The 21,878-nt window shown below is 45.2% G+C and carries 21 protein-coding genes and 1 pseudogene; 13 read left to right on the top strand and 9 right to left on the bottom strand.

The genetic code is table 11. The features are described from left to right. Positions 1 to 12: 12 nt before the first annotated feature. From MHH79_RS17755 to sacB, 6 genes are all read right to left on the bottom strand, one after another. Positions 13 to 333: a QacE family quaternary ammonium compound efflux SMR transporter gene (locus MHH79_RS17755; RefSeq protein ID WP_021480661.1), complete on the bottom strand. Its 321-nt coding sequence runs from the start codon at positions 331 to 333 to the stop codon at positions 13 to 15. Then, entirely contained in the window at positions 333 to 668 is a 336-nt protein-coding gene (locus tag MHH79_RS17750; protein ID WP_063334703.1) for an SMR family transporter, read from the bottom strand. The genes MHH79_RS17755 and MHH79_RS17750 overlap by 1 nt, the downstream gene beginning before the upstream one ends. A gap of 81 nt (positions 669 to 749) precedes the next feature. Further along, positions 750 to 1,334, bottom strand: coding sequence for a TetR family transcriptional regulator (locus MHH79_RS17745; protein ID WP_309530060.1), 585 nt, complete (start codon positions 1,332 to 1,334; stop codon positions 750 to 752). A 93-nt stretch (positions 1,335 to 1,427) separates the two neighbouring features. Next, positions 1,428 to 2,990 (bottom strand): aspartate/proton symporter AspP, encoded by a 1,563-nt coding sequence (gene aspP, locus MHH79_RS17740; protein WP_003228228.1) that lies wholly within the window; start codon positions 2,988 to 2,990, stop codon positions 1,428 to 1,430. A gap of 106 nt (positions 2,991 to 3,096) precedes the next feature. Continuing rightward, entirely contained in the window at positions 3,097 to 4,647 is a 1,551-nt protein-coding gene (gene levB, locus MHH79_RS17735; RefSeq protein WP_251217517.1) for a 2,6-beta-fructan 6-levanbiohydrolase, read from the bottom strand. Between the two features lie 74 nt (positions 4,648 to 4,721). After that, positions 4,722 to 6,143, bottom strand: coding sequence for a levansucrase (gene sacB, locus MHH79_RS17730; RefSeq protein ID WP_046340268.1), 1,422 nt, complete (start codon positions 6,141 to 6,143; stop codon positions 4,722 to 4,724). 657 nt (positions 6,144 to 6,800) lie between these two features. Here sacB and MHH79_RS17725 point away from each other — a divergent pair. From MHH79_RS17725 to padC, 5 genes are all read left to right on the top strand, one after another. Then, positions 6,801 to 7,370 carry a hypothetical protein gene (locus MHH79_RS17725; RefSeq protein ID WP_063334700.1) on the top strand — a complete coding sequence of 190 codons (570 nt, stop codon included), beginning with the start codon at positions 6,801 to 6,803 and terminating at the stop codon, positions 7,368 to 7,370. A 147-nt stretch (positions 7,371 to 7,517) separates the two neighbouring features. Continuing rightward, entirely contained in the window at positions 7,518 to 8,873 is a 1,356-nt protein-coding gene (locus tag MHH79_RS17720; RefSeq protein WP_340034774.1) for a serine hydrolase, read from the top strand. Between the two features lie 15 nt (positions 8,874 to 8,888). Beyond that, complete coding sequence (gene racX / locus MHH79_RS17715; RefSeq protein WP_340034773.1) at positions 8,889 to 9,572, top strand: broad specificity amino-acid racemase RacX; 684 nt, start codon at positions 8,889 to 8,891, stop codon at positions 9,570 to 9,572. A 130-nt stretch (positions 9,573 to 9,702) separates the two neighbouring features. Beyond that, positions 9,703 to 10,158 (top strand): DUF3237 domain-containing protein, encoded by a 456-nt coding sequence (locus MHH79_RS17710; RefSeq protein ID WP_322839832.1) that lies wholly within the window; start codon positions 9,703 to 9,705, stop codon positions 10,156 to 10,158. A 22-nt stretch (positions 10,159 to 10,180) separates the two neighbouring features. Further along, positions 10,181 to 10,666, top strand: coding sequence for a phenolic acid decarboxylase (padC, locus tag MHH79_RS17705; RefSeq protein WP_015384708.1), 486 nt, complete (start codon positions 10,181 to 10,183; stop codon positions 10,664 to 10,666). A 26-nt stretch (positions 10,667 to 10,692) separates the two neighbouring features. On the opposite strand, the gene MHH79_RS17700 is transcribed toward padC, so the two are convergent. The 3 genes and pseudogenes from MHH79_RS17700 to slrR form a co-directional block, all read right to left on the bottom strand. Then, complete coding sequence (locus MHH79_RS17700; protein WP_014480958.1) at positions 10,693 to 10,884, bottom strand: hypothetical protein; 192 nt, start codon at positions 10,882 to 10,884, stop codon at positions 10,693 to 10,695. A gap of 1 nt (position 10,885) precedes the next feature. After that, a pseudogene (locus tag MHH79_RS17695) lies at positions 10,886 to 12,352 on the bottom strand (carboxylesterase/lipase family protein); the annotation flags it as partial. Between the two features lie 74 nt (positions 12,353 to 12,426). Beyond that, entirely contained in the window at positions 12,427 to 12,885 is a 459-nt protein-coding gene (gene slrR / locus MHH79_RS17690) for a transcriptional regulator SlrR (RefSeq protein ID WP_015384706.1), read from the bottom strand. 245 nt (positions 12,886 to 13,130) lie between these two features. On the opposite strand from slrR, the gene MHH79_RS17685 reads away from it, so the two are divergent. The 8 genes from MHH79_RS17685 to MHH79_RS17650 all read left to right on the top strand — a co-directional run bounded on the left by MHH79_RS17685 (position 13,131) and on the right by MHH79_RS17650 (position 21,875). After that, the gene (locus MHH79_RS17685; protein ID WP_003228247.1) at positions 13,131 to 13,835 is read left to right on the top strand and encodes a YveK family protein; all 705 of its coding nucleotides are present in this window, start codon (positions 13,131 to 13,133) and stop codon (positions 13,833 to 13,835) included. A 5-nt stretch (positions 13,836 to 13,840) separates the two neighbouring features. Then, complete coding sequence (gene epsB / locus MHH79_RS17680) at positions 13,841 to 14,524, top strand: protein tyrosine kinase EpsB (RefSeq protein ID WP_003228249.1); 684 nt, start codon at positions 13,841 to 13,843, stop codon at positions 14,522 to 14,524. A gap of 234 nt (positions 14,525 to 14,758) precedes the next feature. After that, positions 14,759 to 16,579 (top strand): nucleoside-diphosphate sugar epimerase/dehydratase, encoded by a 1,821-nt coding sequence (locus MHH79_RS17675; protein WP_171518537.1) that lies wholly within the window; start codon positions 14,759 to 14,761, stop codon positions 16,577 to 16,579. A gap of 11 nt (positions 16,580 to 16,590) precedes the next feature. Beyond that, entirely contained in the window at positions 16,591 to 17,736 is a 1,146-nt protein-coding gene (locus MHH79_RS17670) for a glycosyltransferase family 4 protein (RefSeq protein ID WP_340034771.1), read from the top strand. Further along, positions 17,733 to 18,569 (top strand): glycosyltransferase EpsE, encoded by an 837-nt coding sequence (epsE, locus tag MHH79_RS17665; RefSeq protein WP_251217521.1) that lies wholly within the window; start codon positions 17,733 to 17,735, stop codon positions 18,567 to 18,569. Before MHH79_RS17670 ends, epsE begins: the two co-directional genes overlap by 4 nt. Next, positions 18,562 to 19,716, top strand: coding sequence for a glycosyltransferase family 1 protein (locus MHH79_RS17660; protein WP_251217522.1), 1,155 nt, complete (start codon positions 18,562 to 18,564; stop codon positions 19,714 to 19,716). The genes epsE and MHH79_RS17660 overlap by 8 nt, the downstream gene beginning before the upstream one ends. Continuing rightward, a complete protein-coding gene (gene epsG / locus MHH79_RS17655) occupies positions 19,713 to 20,816 on the top strand; it encodes a biofilm exopolysaccharide biosynthesis protein EpsG (RefSeq protein ID WP_251217523.1) in 1,104 nt (367 codons plus the stop codon). Before MHH79_RS17660 ends, epsG begins: the two co-directional genes overlap by 4 nt. 24 nt (positions 20,817 to 20,840) lie before the next feature. Beyond that, complete coding sequence (locus MHH79_RS17650) at positions 20,841 to 21,875, top strand: glycosyltransferase family 2 protein (RefSeq protein WP_063334692.1); 1,035 nt, start codon at positions 20,841 to 20,843, stop codon at positions 21,873 to 21,875. The last annotated feature ends 3 nt before the right edge of the window (positions 21,876 to 21,878 follow it).

Below are 21,878 nucleotides of genomic sequence, written 5' to 3'. Positions count from 1 at the left end.
TATGCCTTTATTTTATGAAGATGACGTAAGACGCAGGCCGATGACGCCGGCTAGTATAAGGCAAAGTGAAATCACCTGTGAAAGCTGAAACCGCTCCTTAAACCAGATGAGCCCGACCGCCGAAACGCCAATGCTTCCAATGCCAGTCCAGACGGCATAAGCGACTCCGGCAGGCAGGACCATCATCGCTTGGGAAAGGCAGTAAAAGGATAAGCCGAATCCAACAGTCATCACAATGATTGGCCATTTTTTTCTTGTTCCGTCTATATATTTCATGGCAATGGCAGCTATAATTTCTTCTATGCCGGCAATCACTAATAAAAACCATGCCATTATTGTTCACCTCCCGGCTGAGATTTGCTTTCATTCGTAAATAATTTCATTCCTAAAATGCCAGCCAGCAATAAAGCTAAAAAGAACATTTGGGCTGCTGAGAAGGATTCGCCCAGAACAATTCCAGTCAGATATGTTCCGACGGTTCCGATTCCCACAAACACAGTGTACGCCGCGGCCATCGGGATTTTTTGATAAGAGCGGATCAACAGGATAAAGCTGACCGCAATTAAGATAAATATGATGATCCAATCCAAAAGCGAATCAGCATGTTTGAGGGAAGAGGCCCAAACAACTTCTAAAAGCCCTGCAATAAAAACAAGAACCCAATTCAAATGAAACACCTCTCTATTTTATGAATGAATGTCAGTCATTTTTAGAACATTAAAAAATGAGCGGTGTTACCCAGTCATTTTTTAAGCAATGCCTAAGCTCCGTTTTAAGAAAGTAAAAATTTCCTTTTTATACACTTCAACATTTTCATCTTGTTCAAATCCGATATAGAATCGTTCCGCAGTGTTCTCGACCAAGTTGATAATTGTTCTGGCCGTCCATTTTGAATTGATTCCTTCCGTTACCTCATGGTTTGCAATGGCCTTGTTGATAATTGTTTCAAGCCAGGAATAATAAGGTTGATAGATCGTCTCCCATTTTTCCATGGAGTGGTCGATCGCAAGCCCGGAATAACAGAGGACAATAATATCCTTATGGCGTTCTGTAATGAGAAAAGTCTCATCAATTAATATATCTAAAACGGTCCAAAAATCCTCGTCCCCATGCAGCCTACTTTTGATTTGATTAAGTGTATGGGTGAGAAGATTTTCTGCAATGGCCGGTATGAGGGCATTTTTAGATGAGAAATACAAATAGAATGTTCCTTGGGCAGTGCCGGCCTTTTTGACAATATCAGAAATAGAAGCCTTGTCGAGGCCTTTTTCAGAAATGACTTCTATGGCAGCCTGCAGAATTTTTTCATATTTGCCCGATGTTTGTTTTGGCATGAGGAACACCTCCAATAATGACTGACTCTCATTCATTTTATCGCGTGTATGTATGTTTGTAAAGAATAAAGAAGCAAGAAACCTCTTGCTTCTTTATTTATCGTAATCAATGGCGGCTTTTGGGAGCCCGGTATACTTTGCCCAGTAATAAATCGCAAGTGAGCCGATCGCGACTAAAATGAGGTCGACGGGATTGCTGATAATCCCTAAACCATGTCCGAAAGAACCGATGTAGGAAAAGATCAGCATCATAATATAAAACCCGATAAGCCACCAGGCTGATTTCAGCTGCTGAGCGAGGCTGACATCTTCTTTAGGCGTATATTTGCTGAAACAGAGATAGATCAAAAACATCACGAGCTGTGAGCCGAGCAGCCAGGAGACTGTTTTCCATCCTGACCAGTACACGATAAACGCTGTAAATATAAAGGAAAGCGGCCCGATAATGCTCATTCCCTTTAAATAAAACGGCCTGTTTAAGTCCTTCGCGTTGACCCTCAGCGCAGCTGAAGAAATGGGTGCAATCGCATATGAAAGAATGAGCGCGACTGAACAGACATTGACGAGCGCGTTCCACGAAGGAAAGGGAAGTGTCCAGAAAATGGACAGGGCAAACGAAAGCCAAAGCGAAGCGCGGGGTGTCCCCGTATCTTTATTGACCTTTGAGAATATGCCAAATAATGTGCCGTTACGCGCCCAGGCGTAAACAAGGCGGGATGTCGTATTCATAAAGATATTCCCGTTTCCTCCGGGAGACAGAATGGCGTCTAAAATGACAAGCGTTGCAAGCCAGCCTAACCCGAGCATGACCGCAATATCCTTAAACGGCAATGAGAACTCCCGGCCAATTGCCGGCCAGCCATGTTTCAGTGTTTCTGTCGGGATTGCACCAATAAAGGTGACCTGCAAAACAGTATAAATGATGGTTGAAACGATGATGCAAATGATTAAAGCGATCGGGATATTGCGTTTTGGATTTTGGACTTCACCTGCTACAGATACAATCGGATGCAGGCCGAGATACGCAAACATGACGCCGCCTGTCGAGATGGCAGCCTGAATACCTGTAAATCCAAACGGTGCAAATCCTTGAACGGATAAATTCTCCGGCTGAAAATGAAAGATCAGCACAATAATGATGGTAATCGGCACAATATATTTAAAAATCGATATGATGAAATTCGCCTTAGCGAAGGTTTTGACGCTCCAATAATTCAGCAGGAAAAACAAGCATAATAGGGCAAACTGCAAGATCCAGCCGGAAATGGTCGGTGAATCAGACCCTTTAATGGTCAGGCCGGGAAACCAATAGGCCACATACTGGCGCACAGCTGTCACTTCAATTGAAATCAAGCTTGTATAAGCGACAATCGTGACAAACGAAATTAAGTAGCCGACAAGGTGGCCATGTGAATAAACGGGGTATCGAATGATGCCTCCGGTACGGGGCAGAGCGGCTCCGAGCTCTGCATATACGAGCCCGATTAACAAAATAATGGCTCCTCCGAGGATCCAGGAAAAAGCGCCGGAGGGCCCTGCTTTTGAAGCGACATTACTGACAGCGAACAGCCACGCTGATCCAAAGATGGCTCCCATCCCAATCAAAATCAGATCAAACAGCGACATTGATTTTTGAAAATTTCCTTGTTTAGACATTCGCTTCCTCCTTTGAAACCAGCCTTATATTTCTTACAATGCCCAATATGTAACAGAGAATACCGCTCCTAATAAAAAAACAGGGCAGCCTGCGCTGCCCCTGTTTTTATTCATGAATCGAATCAAAGTGTTTCACTGTTATATTTTTGAAGGAGGCTGTGCCGCCGTCAGAAAAAAGGGTAATTCCTTTATCTTCAGGCTTTGGGAAGACTTCATTTGAAAAAACGGTTTTCCCGTCGCCTACAAATACTTCTATCGTTGTCTTATCGACGAGAATTTTTACATGTGCTTCATGTTTGCTTACATCGTAAGGTGCTTTGCTTTCGACAAAGGTATTGCTTTTGTCAGGCTGATTTGTGGCTGCTCTATTGACATATGCATAGCCGCCTTCGGCGAAAATGCCGACATCAATATGGCGTTTTTGGTCTTCTGATTCTCTGAGCCTGACGCCTGCATTTTTTAGCTCTGACCAAGAAAGATCCATATCAAGCTGGTACGTATCACCTGTCATCGACAATGTTTTTGATCCGTTCACATCCTGATCCTCTATTTCGTCAGTTGAAACAGTCAGCTGCTCCAAAGCTTCAATCGGCTGTGAGACGAGGCTGTATGTTCCATCCTGCTCCTTCAGCCGGAGTTCGCGTATGACAGAATCTGTGCCGTTAAAGCCGTTCTTCATTGTCGGGGTGTTGTTGGCATAATCCCAATTGTTCATCCAGGCAAGCGCATACCGTTTTTCTAATGGATCTGTGCTTTTGCTGTCTTCGAACGTCACACCGCCATACCAGTCGAAGCCATAGTCAAGCCATTGGGCTTCAGTCTGATCCGCTTTGAATTCTTTTCCGTCGAAGCTTCCGGTCCAGTAGGCGTACGTATTTGGTTTGCCCCACGGTTTGCCATTCGCGCTGGCGCCGAGAACCCACTTATTCGTTCCGTCGCTTGCCCGTATCATGTAGAGGTCGGGACATTCCACCATTCCCGCCTGTTCTGGGAAGAATCCGCTTGTGTAATGCCAGTCCTTAAGATTATCGGATTCATAAAAGCCGATTTTTGATCCTTCAGCCATAACCATGACCCATTTGTTATCTTGGTCATCCCATATCACTTTCGGGTCTCTGAAATCGTCTGTGCCCGGATTAGGCATAACGGGGTTGCCACTGTAGAATTTGAATGATTTTCCTTTGTCTGTGCTGTACCACAAATATTGTTCCTGTTTTTTGTCTTTGGCTGAGGGCTGTGTCACAATCGCGACAAGCGCATTTTTCCCGAAGCCGGCTGTGTTCTCTTTATCCACCACGACGGAACCGGTCCAAATGTCACCGTCCGGGTTCGTATATTTCGGAATCGCCACGCCTTCATCGGTCCAGTGCACCAAATCCTCTGAGACGGCATGGCGCCATTCTGTGCCGTTGCCTTTTGGGTAATCCCGGTTATATAGATAGAAATAATGATACTTGCCATCAAAATAGATCGGTTTTTGAGGGTCATTTTTCCATTTATCCGGCGTCGTAAAATGATATGCCGCCCGGTAGTCCGGCTTCTGTTTTGATTTTGTTTTTTGGTCATGTCCTTCTTTTGGAAATAAGTCGATAAACAGCAATATTCCTAAAAAGGTTAGGAATACGGTTAGCCATTTGCCTGCTTTTATATAGTTCATATGGGATTCACCTTTATGTTGATAAGAAATAAAAGAAAATGCCAATAGGATATCGGCATTTTTCTTTTGCGTTTTTATTTGTTAACTGTTAATTGTCCTTGTTCAAGGATGCTGTCTTTGACAACAGATGTTTTCTTGCCTTTGATGTTCAGCAGGAAGCTTGGCGCAAACGTTGATTGTTTGTCTGCGTAGAATCCTCTGTTTGTCATATAGCTTGTAATCACGACATTGTTTCCTTTCGCTTGAGGTACAGCGAAGTGTGAGTAAGTAAAGGTTACATCGTTAGGATCAAGATCCATTTTTAATACAAGGCCAGTTTTGTTCAGCGGCTTGTATGGGCCAGTTAAAGAATTAGAAACATAGCCAAGCATGTAAATATCGTTAGACGTGATGCCGTCAATCGTCATTTTTGACCCGCGGGAGTCAGTGAACAGATACCATTTGCCGTTCATTTTAAAGACGTTCGCGCGTTCAATTTCATCTGTTACTGTGTTAGATGCAATCAGCGGTTTCATCACTTTTTTCAGTGTGTAGTCATCGTTTAGCTCGATCATGCCGAGGGCGCCGTTAGCTAATTCAGCAGTGCGCTTTTTATCACTTTGCAGAAGCTTTTGACTTTCTTGACGGAAGAACGATGTGCTTTTGCCATAGTATGCTTTGTTAAATAAAGATTCTTCGCCTTGGTAGCCATCTTCAGTTCCAGTGTTTGCTTCAAATACTAAGTATTTGTGGCCTTTATCTTCTACGTAGTGAGGATCTCTCAGCGTATGGTTGTCGCCTGAGCTGTAGTTGCCTTCATCGATGAACTGCTGTACATTTTGATACGTTTTGCCGTCACCGTCAAAGATTGATTTATAATCCTCTACACCGTTGATGTTCAAAGAGCTGTCTGATGCTGATACGTTAACCTGTGCAGTTGTCAGTGTTTGTTTGCCGTAATGTTTACCGGAGAAATCAGTGTAGAATAAACGGATGTGACCGTCAGATGTGAATGTCGCTGAGCCAGACCATTCTTGTGTTTGGTCTTTCAGGATTGAATCATTTGCATCGAATTTGTCGCTGTCTTTGAAGACGCGGCCAGCGTTTTTCCAGCTGTCAATAGAAGTTTCGCCGACTTTTTGATAGAACATGTAAATCGATGTGTCATCCGCGTTTTTAGGATCTCCGGCTAATGCAAAGACGATGTGGTAGCCGTGATAGTTTGCGACAGTGCCGTCAGCGTTTTGTAATGGCCAGCTGTCCCAAACGTCCAGGCCTTTTGCAGAAGAGATATTTTTAATTGTGGACGGATCGAATTCAGGTACTTGATATTTTTCATTTTTTTGCTGTTCAGGGATTTGCAGCATATCATGGCGTGTAATATGGGAAATGCCGTATGTTTCCTTATATGGTTTTTGGTTCGTTTCTTTCGCAAACGCTTGAGTAGCGCCTCCTGCCAGCAGTGCGGTAGTAAAGGTTAATACTGTTGCTTGTTTTGCAAACTTTTTGATGTTCATCGTTCATGTCTCCTTTTTTATGTACTGTGTTAGCGGTCTGCTTCTTCCAGCCCTCCTGTTTGAAGATGGCAAGTTAGTTACGCACAATAAAAAAAGACCTAAAATATGTAAGGGGTGGCGCCAAAGTATACACTTTGCCCTTTACACATTTTAGGTCTTGCCTGCTTTATCAGTAACAAACCCGCGCGATTTACTTTTCGACCTCATTCTATTAGACTCTCGTTTGGATTGCAACTGGTCTATTTTCCTCTTTTGTTTGATAGTAAATCATAAAAGGATTTGCGGACTACGGGCCTAAAGAACTAAAAAATCTATCTGTTTCTTTTCATTCTCTGTATTTTTTATAGCTTCTGTTGCATGGGCATAAAGTTGCCTTTTTCATCATAATTCAGAAAATATGACAATATCTCATTTTTCTATTGATCGATTAAAAAGGATCTCTAACTGAGGTTTTTCATATAAGATTAGCTGATGCCTTGGTGAAGCATGCCTCTTGGATTAAAAAGCAGTAATTCGTTTTGGGAACATGCTGCTGTTATTTCTATTTTTGAGTACAGTCCGGGCAGATACCGTTTCAATGTCTGTAACGATCAATATAATAATGTATTAACTAGCAAAAAAAGATAGAAGCTTAAGGCTTATAAGGAGGAAAAAGTTATGCCGCCACGGCCAACTAAATGGATTATGAGGAACGATCGACCGGAACCTCTTTTATCACCAAGTGTCATGCAAGGCAGAAATGGAAATACCCCGCCAGCTCAACAAAACCAGCTCTTCGCACCAATTACGGCAAATAGTAACCAGCCTATTTCTGCTTTCCGAGCTACCAGCAATGCGAATCTGTCAGTGGCTGCAAATGCAGCTAGCGGAGTCCTTTTTCAAAATGTGCAATTTGATTTGGCGAATGAATATAATCCCGGCACATCTACATTTTCACCGAGAACAGCAGGCGTGTATTCTCTTAATGCATCAGTTGAATTTCAAGCGAATGCGAATGTTGGCTTCAACTTAGAAGTCGTATTTCTCGTGAATCAAGATGTGGTAGGCGGCGGAAATAACCAATTTCAAGCAGGGAATCTCCCCGCTGTCGTAGCCATTACGGAAATTCTTCAGTTAAACGCCGGAGATACGGTGACAGTTGCCATGAGAAGTACTGCGGCCGGAGTCATTCAAGCGACTACGAGAACCCATTTTGCAGCCGCTAGAGTTCCTTCTCCGACTTCATAAAAGGGGATTTTTTGATTCATGCAGATCTAATACCGCTATATTAAAGTTGATTTTTCCTGTTTGAGGATTGATCAACTTTTTTGTTATTTTCAAAATATTTGAAACGTTAGTAGGTTAGTAACGTACAGAGATATGGGAGGTGGAGGAATGAAGCAGAATAAAAGAAAGCATCTTCAAACGTTATTTGAGACATTAGGCGAAAAACATCAGTTTAACGGGACGGTTCTGGCTGCGGAGGGTGGCGATATTTTATATCATCACTCTTTTGGTTATGCGGAAATGACGGAAAAACGCCCGTTGAAAACCAACTTTTTGTTTGAGTTAGCGTCTTTGTCAAAGCCTTTTACAGCATTGGGAATCATCTTGCTGGAGGAGAAGGGGATTCTTGGCTATGAGGATAAAGTGGATCGCTGGCTGCCCGGTTTTCCGTATCAGGGCGTAACGATTCGGCATTTATTGAACCATACGTCAGGGCTTCCTGATTATATGGGATGGTTTTTTGCCAATTGGGATTCACACAAGATTGCGGTGAATCAGGATATTGTCGATATGCTGATGAATGAGGGGCTATCTGGTCATTTTGAGCCGAATGAAGGCTGGATGTACAGCAATACGGGGTATGTGCTGCTGGCGGTTATCATTGAAAAAGCATCTGGCATGAGCTATGCGGATTTTATGAAAACAAGTATTTTTTTACCGGCCGGCATGAATGAAACAAGAGTGTATAACAGGAGGCTTTCGCCTGAGCGAATTGATCATTATGCATATGGATATGTGTATGATGTACATTCCGAAACATACGTCCTCCCTGATGAGCTGGAGGAAACGAACTATGTTGTGTATCTCGATGGCATACAGGGAGATGGGACGGTGAACTCTGTCACAAGCGATTTGTTTCGATTTGATCAGGCTTTATATCAGGACGATTTAATCAGCAAGGCTTCTAAGGAATCTGCGTTTTCTCCAGTGCGCCTCAACAATGGAGAAACAATTGATTATGGCTTTGGCTGGGTACTGCAAAACAGTCCTGAAAAAGGGCGGATTGTCAGCCACAGCGGAGGATGGCCCGGCTATTCGACGTTGATGATCCGATATATCGATCATCGTAAAACACTGATCTATTTGAGTAATAAGGAAGAGGATGCTGAATATGAACAAGCGATTCTGAAGGCGGCGGAACATATTCTATTTGGCCAGCCATATGAGGTCCCGGAACGTCCTGCTGATAAAAAGAAAAAAGCAATTGATACGGCGATATACAGCCGCTACGTTGGCAGCTACTTGTTTCAAGATGGGACGGCTGCACAGGTGACAGCCGAGAATGAACGGCTTTATTTGGAGATCACCGGACAGCTGAGACTGGAGTTATTTCCTTCCTCGGAAACCCGTTTCTTTCTGCGATCATTGTCTGTTGAAATTGAATTCATGTTAGGTGAGGATGCTGCGAAAAGCTTTATTCTCTATGAAGATGGCTCAGAAGAAGATGCGGTCCGTACGAAGTAGAAAGGAATGAATTTGATGATCGGAATATTAGCCGGAATGGGGCCGAAATCGACCTCGCCGTTTATTGATAAGGTGATTGATTACTGTCAGAAGCTGTATGGGGCTTCAAACGATATTGACTACCCGCACATGATGATCTATTCATGCCCGACCCCCTTCTATGCAGATCGTCCAATTGACCATGCTGAGATGAAAAAAGCGATTATCGATGGAGCGGCAAAGCTCGAGAAAACAGGCGTTGATTTCATTGCGCTGCCTTGTAATACGGCGCATGTCTACTATGAAGAGATTCAGCAGGCATTGTCGGTTCCTATGTTGCATATCGTTGAGGAAACGATAAAAGAGATTCCGCATCCTGCAAAAAAAGCGGTGGTTTTAGGAACAGAGCCAACCATCCAATCCGCCATCTACCAAAATGTTCTGAAGGCAAATGGACAAGAAGTTGTTCACAAGGACCATTGGCAGCAGGCTGTGAACCAGCTTATCACCGCAATCAAACAGCCTAATCATATGGAGCATACACAAGTATTGTGGCAGACGCTATATGAAGAAATCAGTCAGCATGCAGACATCATCATTTCAGCTTGCACGGATTTAAATGCGGTGTTAGATCATATTCAAAGTGAGATTCCGATTATAGATTCCTCTGCCTGTCTTGCCAAAAGCACTGTCAGCACATATCTTGCTTATCAAAGCTAGCTTCAGACAAGGACTGTCTTCAAACAGTCCTTGTTTTTTTATGTTCCTATTGTTTGACAGTTAACTGCAATGGTGTTAAAGTAAACATGTAAATAGTTACATGATTTTTTCTGAAGGTGAGGTGGTGCTCTTGAAGAAGCCGGTTTTAAAACCATTCGCCTCTTTAGAAATCAAGGTTGATCCGCCTATCACGATTGGTGAGACAAGCCTGGGACTGAGACGATTCATTCCGATTCGTTCGGGAACAATAACCGGGGAAGTAAAGGGACGTATTTTGCCGGGCGGTGCCGATTCGCAAATGATACGCGCTGACGGCAGAACCGATTTATCTGCCAGGTATGTGATCGAAACAGCAGATCATGAACTGATTTACATTGAAAACAATGGAATACGGCAAGTCAGCGAGCTGTTTCGAAAACAAGCGGCAGCCGGGGAAATTATTGATCCTGAGCATGTTTATTTCCGTACGGTACCGACGTTTGAAACAGGCAGTGAAGCCTATCAATGGCTCCATGACCGCTTGTTTATCGGTTCCGCAGAAAGAACCCCTGATTACGTTCGACTAGACATTTATGAAGTGCAGTAAAAGACTAAGGAGAGTGTGAAAAATGGAAAACTTTATCGGAAGCCACATGATTTATACGTATGAAAACGGCTGGGAATACGAGATTTATATTAAAAATGACCATACAATTGATTATAGAATTCATAGCGGAATGGTTGCCGGACGCTGGGTTCGGGATCAGGAAGTGAATATTGTCAAACTGACAGAAGGCGTATATAAAGTGTCTTGGACAGAGCCGACTGGCACGGATGTTTCATTAAACTTTATGCCAAATGAAAAACGCATGCACGGCATTATTTTCTTCCCGAAATGGGTGCATGAACATCCTGAAATTACGGTTTGCTACCAAAATGACCACATTGATTTGATGGAAGAATCCCGCGAAAAATATGAAACGTATCCAAAATACGTTGTACCTGAATTTGCGGAAATTACATTTCTGAAAAATGAAGGAGTCGACAACGAAGAAGTGATTTCGAAGGCTCCTTATGAGGGGATGACAGACGATATTCGCGCGGGAAAATTATAATAAACATAAAAACCCGGAAAAGAGAATTACTTCTCTTTTCCGGGTTTTCTTTTTGCTGAGTATGCGGGAACCATCACAATTCCCGTGAAAAACAGTATGATGCCAGTCCAGCGCATAGGCTGGTAATAGACTGTGTCCCGTAAACATACCACGGCCGATAAAATAATGATACAAGCGGCCACAACAATGGCAGCACCAATGTATCCTGTTTTCCCCATGTTTATTCTCCTTTTGGAATAGTTTCTGCCTTTTTTCAGATTCGGGATCGTTTTCGATCGTAATCTTTGAATCTAAAATCAGCGTCTCTCTTGTTTCTTCCTGATACGCTGGCCAATTCACAGCTTCGGTGCTTGGGTTTCCTGTTTTGGCGAATGTGATCCATGCTGTTTGTATCGAGTGAGAAAGCTGTTTCACCTCATCCGTAACCTCCGCTTTTGCCATTCGTTCTAATCCGTCCAGATTTCCAAAGACAAAAGGAAGCTCTAATGCGTGAAACGCTTTATTGTACGGCGGCTTCTCCGGGTGCCAATCGAACCGGTACATCCAGACAGGGGCGTAATGAGACTGTGCGGATGCATAGGCGACAGCAGGGCGCCAAAATAATAAATCAGTCATCATATGAATTTGGCTTTCCAAAGAACGCGGATACAAATCGGCAGCTTTCTCTGCCAGCGGCTTCCCTAGTAAATACTCGAGCGCTGCATCAAGCGTTTCCTGAGAATGAACGTCTGAATCCGGGGTGAAAAATAAATATCCTTCATCACGGGTTGTTCCGATTAATAGCGGAATGCCGGAAGCAGCCCCTTCTGCGATCGCTTTTTCTGGTTCAGCAGGGAGCGTTTTCGGATCAAGGGCGGGCTGGAAGAACAGCTGAAAGATATTTTCTTTTTCTGCGATCCGAAGCTGATCGGCCGCTTTAAGCAAATCTTCCGCTGCTACAGTATGCAATCTGTCCATCTGGCTCTCATTAATCCCAAGGACCTGTAAAAAGGCAGCCGCAGTGCTTGCCGCTTGTTCTTTTGTCATTGTTCGAGAAGCGCCGCTTTCCATGATCGCTTTCTGGAACAGGCCTTTTGCCGCAGGCATAGCGAGAAGCGCGGCAATGCTCATGCCGCCGGCGGATTCTCCAAATACTGTTACGTTATTGGGGTCACCGCCAAACGCTGAGATATTCTCTCGCACCCATTTCAGTGCGGCGGCTTGGTCTAAAAGCCCAAGGTTATCGGAATACGCCTCATCAAATGAAGACATGTGCAAAAAGCCAAACGGCCCCAGCCGATAGTTCAGTGTGACGACAATGACCTCTCCCTGCGCCGCAAGTTTTGATCCGTCATATAATGGCTCACTGCCCGCTCCAAGATAAAAAGCGCCTCCGTGAATCCACACCATGACAGGCAGGTTTTGACTTGGAGTGTCAGGCGCAAATACATTGACATACAAGCAATCCTCGGACTGGCGGGGCAGCTCGGCATACGACAGTGAGAGCAAATCAGACGGCTGCGGGCAAACAGGGCCGTACGCTGTGGCATCAAGGACATCTTCCCACACTTCAGGCGGCTCAGGTGCTTTAAAACGCCATTGTCCGACAGGCGGCTTGGCATAAGGGATGCCTTTCCACTTATGTACGCCGTTTTCCGTTGTGCCTTTTATTTTGCCGTATTGAGTCGTTACTATTTGATGAGTCATTGTGCTCTCTCCCTTTTTCCCCCATTATAAACAGATTTACCCTATAGATGCGAACGTTAGCCCTTAACTGATCATCATCTTCCCATTGTTTTTAAAAAGGATTTGACTTCATGGACAGTCAAGCCGATTTCTCTTGCTTCCGCCATCAGCGCTTTCCATTCTTCTATATTGGATTCCGTCAGTTTGCGGTTGCGGTAAGAGGCAGTTTCAGGCTGTTCTTTCTTCAGCCTGTTCGTAAAAGTGAACAATTCTTCTTTTTCCATCCCGGCTTGTACGGCTTGCACTAAATGTACGCGCCATTCTTCTTCACCGCCGCTGATTTTTTCATACATCATTGTTTCTGCGTCAAATAATTCTGTTAATTCAACTTCCAGTGTGTCAGAAACCTTTTTTAAAAATTGAACGGACGGATTCGTGTGAACGCCTCTTTCAATCTTGCTTAAATAGGATTTGGATACGCCTGACTCAACAGCCAGCTGATTAATAGAATAGCCTTTTCTTTTACGGTACAAACGGATAATTCTTCCAATCATAATATGAAATTCTCCTCTATTCCTGTCATTATTTCGTTCATTATAAGGAATTTTTCGTTCTTTATAAAATTTAAAATAATAAGGGAAGTGCAGTAAATTAGAGGAAAATCATGATTTTGTTCTCTAAAGAGAACTTATTGGCTTATTTTGCAATTTTTAAATAATAACGTTTTCTTTTATAATCCAATCATTAACAGAAAGGGGCGCGGGAAGCCAGCCGCGGGAAGGCTGAAGGCTATGAATACATGAATGAGAATATGAGTTTCAAAGAATTATATGCGATTGTCAGACACAGATTCGTGCTGATTCTGCTCATCACAATCGGCGTCACCCTTATTATGGGTTTTGTGCAATTTAAGGTCATTTCACCGACCTACCAGGCGTCGACACAGGTGCTGGTTCATGAATCAGACGGTGAAGAAAACTCGAATCTCAGTGACATCCAGCGAAATCTTCAGTATAGCAGCACGTTCCAATCGATTATGAAAAGCACTGCCTTGATGGAAGAAGTTAAGGCGGAATTGCACCTATCTGAATCGGCTTCCTCGCTGAAAGGAAAAGTGGTTACCAGCAGTGAAAATGAATCAGAAATAATCAACGTTGCCGTTCAGGATCACGATCCGGCGAAAGCAGCTGAGATTGCGAACACATTAGTGAACAAGTTTGAAAAAGAAGTAGATGAAAGAATGAATGTACAAGGCGTACATATATTATCAGAGGCGAAGGCTTCTGAAAGCCCGATGATCAAGCCGGCCAGGCTGCGAAATATGGTCATGGCTTTTGGCGCTGCTGTCATGGGCGGCATTACACTGGCATTTTTTCTGCATTTTCTCGATGATACGTGCAAAAGCGCACGGCAGCTCAGCGAGAGAACCGGATTGCCATGCTTAGGCTCCGTTCCTGATGTCCACAAAGGGCGGAATCGCGGGATAAAACATTTCGGGGAGTGAAGCGAGTGATCTTTAGAAAAAAGAAAGCAAGACGAGGTTTGGCTCAAATATCTGTTTTACACAATAAATCAGTTGTTGCGGAACAATATCGCACCATTCGGACAAACATTGAGTTCTCATCTGTCCAGACCAACTTGCGATCTATCCTCGTCACCTCCTCTGTGCCTGGTGAAGGTAAATCGTTCAGTGCAGCGAATCTTGCGGCTGTCTTTGCGCAGCAGCAGGAAAAGAAAGTACTGCTGGTGGATGCCGATTTAAGAAAGCCGACCATCAATCAGACGTTTCAGGTTGATAATGTAACCGGGCTGACAAATGTGCTGGTCGGCAATGCTTCACTCAGTGAGACGGTGCAAAAGACGCCGATCGATAACTTATATGTACTGACAAGCGGGCCGACCCCGCCAAACCCGGCAGAACTGCTGTCTTCAAAAGCAATGGGAGACTTAATATCTGAGATCTATGAACAATTCAGCCTCGTCATCTTTGATTCCCCTCCGCTTTTGGCTGTTGCAGATGCTCAGATTCTAGCAAATCAGACAGACGGCAGCGTGCTCGTCGTTTTAAGCGGAAAAACAAAAACCGATACCGTTCTAAAAGCAAAGGATGCACTGGAACAATCCAATGCGAAGCTGTTAGGCGCTCTTTTAAACAAAAAGAAAATGAAAAAATCGGAACACTATTCCTACTAGTTTTTGTAAAGGTGATGTCTCCTGACCTGTATCAATGGAGGCACTCGGCTCTGCTGTGGGCAGCTGAAGTTGCTGCCTTAGATGCTGGTCGTCGCTGGCGGGGCGTGAGGATGGGTTAAATGCCCACTTATCTGATATATACATAGGACGTATTGTCGGTTTAGCTGCTGCCGATTTTTTGGAGAGACGAAAACCGCCGCAGCTAAACCGATAAAAGAATTAGGGGGGAAAAGGTTGAGTTACCGGAGAAGACTGTCAATGATTATTGCGCTGGATACTTACCTCGTTTTAAATTCAGTTATTGCAGGATATCAATTTTTAAAAGATTCCTATCAATTTTATGACTCCGGAGCATTACTGCTTACCGCTGTCAGCTTGCTCCTCAGCTATCATGTGTGTGCTTTCCTGTTCAATCAGTATAAACAGGTGTGGACATACACCGGACTCGGCGAGCTGATTGTCCTGCTTAAGGGCATTACGCTTTCCGCCGCTGTGACCGGCATCATTCAGTATGCTGTGTATCACACGATGTTCTTCCGTCTGTTAACCGCGTGCTGGGTGCTTCAGCTTTTGTCTATTGGAGGGACCCGTATTTTATCCAGAGTATTAAACGAAAGCATCAGAAAAAAACGCTGCGCCTCGTCCCGCGCGCTGATTATCGGGGCGGGTTCAGGTGGGACTCTGATGGTCAGGCAGCTGCTTTCGAAAGATGAACCTGATATCATACCTGTCGCTTTTATTGATGACGACCAAACGAAGCATAAATTAGAAATTATGGGGCTGCCCGTAATCGGCGGAAAAGAAAGTATCATGCCTGCGGTGCAAAAGCTCAAAATTAATTATATTATTATTGCCATTCCTTCACTCCGCACCCATGAGCTTCAGGTGTTATATAAAGAATGTGTGCGAACCGGAGTAAGCATTAAAATTATGCCTCATTTTGATGAAATGCTGCTTGGCACACGAACTGCCGGACAAATCAGAGATGTAAAAGCTGAGGACTTGCTCGGCAGAAAGCCGGTAACCCTCGACACTAGCGAAATTTCGAACCGCATCAAAGGAAAAACAGTTCTCGTCACGGGAGCGGGGGGATCAATCGGCTCGGAAATCTGCCGTCAGATCAGCGCGTTTCAGCCTAAGGAAATCATTCTGCTCGGCCATGGGGAAAACAGCATTCATTCGATTTATACAGAGCTGAACGGACGATTCGGCAAACACATTGTGTTCCATACGGAAATCGCTGATGTGCAGGACCGCGATAAAATGTTTACCTTGATGAAAAAGTACGAGCCGCATGTTGTCTATCATGCAGCTGCCCATAAGCATGTGCCTTTAATGGAACACAATCCTGAAGAGGCGGTCAAAAACAATATTATCGGAACAAAAAATGTCGCGGAAGCAGCCGATATGTCGGGAACAGAGACATTCGTGCTGATTTCATCGGACAAAGCGGTGAACCCAGCCAATGTAATGGGGGCGACAAAACGATTCGCAGAGATGATTATTATGAATCTTGGGAAAGTCAGCAGAACCAAATTTGTCGCTGTTCGCTTCGGCAATGTACTCGGGAGCCGCGGCAGCGTCATTCCGATTTTCAAAAAACAGATTGAAAAAGGCGGCCCGGTGACAGTAACACATCCGGCAATGACCCGCTATTTCATGACGATTCCCGAGGCATCAAGGCTTGTGATTCAGGCTGGGGCACTGGCGAAAGGGCGTCAAATTTTCGTTCTCGATATGGGAGAGCCCGTAAAGATAGTGGATCTTGCCAAAAACCTCATTCATTTGTCCGGCTACACGACTGAGCAGGTTCCAATCGAATTCACAGGCATTCGTCCGGGCGAAAAAATGTATGAAGAATTACTGAACAAAAATGAAGTCCATGCTGAACAAATCTTTCCAAAAATTCACATCGGTAAAGCGGTGGACGGCGATTGGCCGGTGCTGATGCGCTTTATCGAGGATTTTCATGAGCTGCCGGAAGCCGACCTGAGAGCGAGGCTGTTTGCGGCAATCAATACATCAGAAGAAATGACGGCTGCCAGCGTTCATTAGGGGGAGTGAAAATGACGAAAAAGATATTGTTTTGCGCGACTGTTGATTATCATTTTAAGGCCTTTCACCTCCCTTATTTTAAATGGTTCAAACAAATGGGCTGGGAGGTTCATGTCGCCGCGAACGGACAAACCAAGCTGCCGTATGTAGATGAGAAATTCTCCATTCCGATTCGCAGGTCACCTTTTGACCCTCAGAACCTGGCCGTTTATAGGCAGCTGAAGAAAGTGATCGACACCTATGAATACGACATTGTCCATTGCCATACACCGGTCGGCGGTGTTCTCGCCAGACTGGCGGCGAGGCAGGCACGGCGGCACGGAACAAAGGTGCTGTACACAGCGCACGGATTTCACTTCTGCAAAGGAGCACCAATGAAAAATTGGCTTCTTTACTATCCGGTCGAGAAATGGCTTTCAGCATATACGGACTGCCTGATTACGATTAATGAAGAGGATTACACACGGGCGAAAGGACTTCAAAGGCCGGGCGGAAGGACGCAGAAAATTCACGGCATTGGCGTCAATACCGAGCGTTTCCGGCCTGTCAGTCCGATAGAGCAGCAAAGACTCAGAGAAAAGCACGGGTTCCGTGAAGATGATTTTATATTGGTTTATCCGGCTGAGCTCAATCTGAACAAAAACCAGAAGCAGTTAATTGAAGCCGCAGCCTTGCTAAAAGAAAAAATTCCCTCGCTCCGCCTTGTGTTTGCCGGGGAAGGGGCAATGGAACAAACGTATCAAATGTTAGCTGAAAAGCTTGGTGCCTCCGCCAATGTCTGTTTTTACGGCTTTTGCAGCGACATACATGAGCTGATTCAGCTTGCGGATGTATCTGTCGCATCCAGCATTAGAGAGGGCCTCGGCATGAATGTGCTTGAGGGAATGGCGGCAGAAAAACCGGCGATCGCCACAGATAATCGCGGGCATCGGGAAATCATCCGCGACGGAAAAAACGGGTTTCTGATCAAAATCGGTGACAGTGCTGCTTTTGCCCGCCGGATTGAACAGCTTTACCATAAGCCGGAGCTCTGCCGAAAGCTGGGACAGGAAGGCCGAAAAACAGCCTTGCGCTTCTCGGAGGCGCGAACGGTGGAAGAAATGGCAGATATTTATTCCGCGTACATGGATATGGATACAAAGGAGAAAAGCGTATGAACTCAGGACCGAAAGTTTCTGTCATTATGGGCATTTATAATTGCGAACGCACTTTGGCAGAAAGCATAGAATCCATTCTCAGCCAATCCTATAAAAATTGGGAGCTGATTTTGTGCGATGATGCGTCAACAGACGGCACGCTCCGTATCGCGAAGCAGTATGCCGCTCATTACAGCGACCGCATCAAACTGATTCAAAACAAAACAAATAAGCGGCTTGCCGCATCATTAAATCATTGTCTTTCGCATGCGACAGGCGATTATATCGCACGTCAGGACGGAGATGACCTTTCGTTTCCGCGCCGTCTGGAAAAGCAGGTCGCGTTTTTAGAAAAGCACCGACACTATCAGGTGGTTGGCACCGGCATGCTTGTGTTTGATGAATTTGGCGTAAGAGGCACCCGCATTCTGCCTTCTGTTCCGGAGCCGGGCATCATGGCAAAAGGGACCCCATTTTGCCACGGCACGATTATGATGAGAGCGAGTGCCTACCGCACGCTGAAAGGCTACCGGTCGGTGCGGCGGACGAGACGAATGGAAGATATTGATTTGTGGCTTCGCTTTTTTGACGAGGGCTTCAGGGGCTATAATCTTCAGGAAGCCTTGTATAAAGTGAGGGAAGACAGCGATGCATTCAAACGGCGGTCATTTACGTATTCAATCGACAATGCCATTCTTGTCTATCAGGCGTGCAGACGCTTGAAGCTTCCTTTATCTGATTACATATATATCGCAAAACCGTTAATCCGCGCGTTTATGCCTGCAGCCGTGATGAATCGCTACCACAAAAAAAGAGTAATGAACCAAAAGGAAGGGCTTGTCAAGCATGAATAGCAGCCAAAAACGCGTGCTCCATGTTCTCAGCGGCATGAACAGGGGCGGCGCGGAAACCATGGTGATGAATTTATATCGGAAAATGGACAAAAGCAAAGTGCAATTTGACTTTTTAACGTATCGAAATGATCCGTGCGCTTACGATGAAGAGATTTTATCTTTAGGCGGGCGGCTTTTTTATGTCCCGAGCATTGGGAAAAGCAATCCCCTTACATTTGTGAGGAATGTGAGAAACGCGATAAAAGAAAACGGGCCGTTCAGCGCCGTTCATGCGCACACGGATTTCCAAACGGGTTTTATCGCCCTTGCGGCAAGGCTCGCCGGAGTGCCGGTCAGGGTATGCCATTCCCACAATACGTCTTGGAAGACCGGCTTCAATTGGAAGGATCGCTTGCAGCTGATGGTGTTCAGGCGGCTCATTTTGGCAAATGCGACAGCGCTGTGTGCCTGCGGAGAGGATGCGGGCAGGTTTTTATTTGGACAGTCCAATATGGAGCGGGAGCGTGTTCACCTTCTTCCGAATGGGATTGACCTTGAGTTGTTCGCCCCAAATGGGCAGGCGGCTGATGAAGAAAAAGCAGCACGCGGCATTGCAGCTGACCGGCTCATCATCGGCCATGTGGCCCGGTTTCATGAAGTGAAAAACCACGCGTTCCTGCTGAAACTTGCCGCACATCTCAAAGAAAGAGGCGTTCGCTTTCAGCTCGTTCTGGCGGGAGACGGGCCGTTGCGCGGGGAGATAGAGGAGGAGGCGCGGCATCAGAATTTGCTTTCAGACGTCCTCTTTTTAGGCACGGAAGAACGGATCCATGAACTGATGCGAACATTCGATGTATTTGTCATGCCGTCTCTGTACGAAGGCTTGCCGGTTGTGCTTGTGGAAGCGCAGGCGTCGGGGCTTCCATGCATCATTTCAGACAGCATTACAGAAAAAGTCGACGCCGGTCTCGGGCTTGTCACAAGATTAAGCCTTTCTGAGCCGATCAGCGTCTGGGCTGAAACCATTGCAAGGGCGGCCGCCGCAGGCAGGCCGAAGCGTGAGTTCATCAAAGAAACTCTCGCTCAACTTGGCTACGATGCACAGCAAAATGTAGGAGCGCTGCTGAATGTATACAACATCAGAACGAAAAAGGACCATAACCGATGATTGTATATGCCGTCAATATGGGGATTGTATTTGTTTGGTCTTGGTTCGCTAAAATGTGCGGCGGCCGTGACGATTCGCTTGCCACGGGGTATCGGCCGAATAAGCTTTTGATCTGGATTCCGCTCGCTTCACTTGTGCTCGTGTCAGGTCTCCGCTATCGAGTCGGCACGGATTTTCAGACGTACACGCTGCTGTACGAATTGGCGGGCGATTATCAAAATGTGTGGCAGATATTCGGTTTCGGCACAGCAAAAACAGCGACAGATCCGGGGTTTACCGCACTCCTTTGGCTGATGAATTTCATCACGGAAGATCCTCAAATCATGTATTTTACGGTGGCGGTCGTGACCTACAGTTTTATTATGAAGACACTCGTCGACTATGGCAGGCCGTTTGAGCTGAGTGTCTTTTTATTTTTGGGAACCTTTCATTACTACGCGTCTTTTAACGGCATCAGGCAATACATGGTGGCAGCTGCTTTGTTTTGGGCGATCCGTTATATCATCAGCGGGAACTGGAAGCGATATTTCCTGATTGTGCTGGTCAGCTCGCTCTTTCATTCGTCGGCGCTAATTATGATTCCAGTGTACTTTATTGTCAGAAGAAAAGCCTGGTCACCGGCGATATTTGGCCTATCCGCTTTATTTCTCGGCATGACATTTTTATATCAAAAATTTATTTCTGTGTTTGTCGTTGTACTTGAAAACAGCTCATACAGCCATTATGAAAAATGGCTCATGACGAACACAAATGGAATGAATGTGATCAAAATCGCTGTTTTGGTTCTGCCGCTGTTTCTTGCATTTTGCTATAAAGAACGACTGCGGCGTCTATGGCCGCAAATCGATATTGTCGTAAATTTGTGCCTGCTTGGTTTTTTATTCGGCCTTTTGGCCACAAAGGACGTGATTTTTGCCAGATTCAATATTTATTTCGGTCTGTATCAAATGATCTTAGTCCCTTATTTCGTCAGGATATTTGATGAAAAATCGAATGCCCTTATCTATATTGCTATCATTGTTTGTTATTTTCTTTACAGTTATTTGCTTATGCCGGTTGATTCATCCGTTCTGCCTTACAGAACGATTTTTTCCCGGTAATTTATGCAAGAGGAGCCGGTCATTATGGAAACACCTGCGGTTAGTCTGTTAGTCGCTGTTTATAACACAGAAACATATATCAGAACGTGTCTCGAATCACTGCGGAACCAGACAGTGGACAATATAGAAATCATCATTGTTAATGACGGTTCAGCAGACGCCAGCCCGGATATCGCAGAAGAATACGCCAATATGGACAACAGGTTCAAGGTGATTCATCAAGAGAACCAGGGTCTCGGTGCGGTTCGGAATAAAGGCATTGAGGCAGCACGCGGCGAATTTATCGCGTTTATCGATTCAGACGATTGGATCGAACCTGATTATTGCGAGCAGATGCTCCGAGCAGCAGGCGATGAAACTGATCTGGTCATTTGCAATTACGCCGCAGAGTTTGAGGACACTGGCAAAACCATGGACTCAGACATTGCCCAAACCTATCAGGATCAGCCGAAGGAGCACTATATCAAGGCGTTATTCGAAGGGAAGGTCAGAGGGTTTTCATGGAACAAACTGTACAGAAGAAGCATGATTGAAGCCCATCGGCTATCGTTTCCGCTCCGAGGCGAGCTGGAGCATGTCGAGGATCAGTTTTTCAGCTTCAGGGCTCATTTTTTCGCCCGCTCAGTATCCTACGTAAAAACGCCGCTCTATCATTACCGAATTCACCTTTCCTCCATTGTGCAGCGCTATCAGAAAAAATTGTTTGAATCAGGACTTGCGCTGTATGAGGCGAATGCGGCGTTTTTACAGGAGAACAACAAACTGGAGGAGTATCGCAAGGAGCTTGATACCTTTATCGTTCTTCACAGCAGCATCTGTATGCTGAATGAATGGAAAACGAGCGGCAGCCGCCGGCTGTTTGAAAAGCTTAGAAATGTTGGCGTGATATGCGCGGACCCGGTGTTTCAAGAAAGTCTTTCAAAAACGGGTACTGCTCCTTTTGACGCAAAACGGTCATGCCTGCTTCTGATGGCGAAATACAGAATGATTCCGTTCGTCGCTATGGCATCGGCTGTGTATCAGCGGGTGATCGAGTACAAAATGAGAAACAGAGGGTGAGGA

It is taken from the genome of Bacillus sp. FSL K6-0993, from assembly GCF_037977205.1.
GTDB lineage: Bacteria > Bacillota > Bacilli > Bacillales > Bacillaceae > Bacillus > Bacillus subtilis.
The sequence above is the reverse complement of the archived record's forward strand: the minus strand, read 5'-3'. Positions and strand labels throughout refer to the sequence as shown.